At 69.2% G+C, this 240-nt stretch carries 1 protein-coding gene; it reads right to left on the reverse strand.

Features of this window, described 5'->3' with window-relative positions; all coding sequences use genetic code 11:
- A partial coding sequence (locus tag SB717_RS39200; RefSeq protein ID WP_410908693.1) for a hypothetical protein occupies positions 1-240 on the reverse strand: 240 nt, incomplete at both ends.

Here is a 240-nt window from a genome sequence, read left to right on the forward strand (position 1 = left end):
GCGCGTCAGTGCCGAGTGACCGCCCCGGGCATCCAGCGCGACGAGCGCGCACGTGACGGAATCGGAGCTGCCGGTGTAGGTCACCACGACGCTGCCGTTCGCGTCGGTGAGGGCGGAGTCGTGGTCGAAGGATCCGCAGCTCCCCTGATCCGAGACGGCGTAGCTGCTGAAGCTGACGCGGTCGCCGACGACCGGGTCGCCTGCACGATCCGTCACGATCGTCTGGACGCTGGACGTCTC

Source organism: Priestia sp. SIMBA_032 (assembly GCF_046535215.1).
GTDB classification, from domain to species: domain Bacteria; phylum Bacillota; class Bacilli; order Bacillales; family Bacillaceae_H; genus Priestia; species Priestia aryabhattai.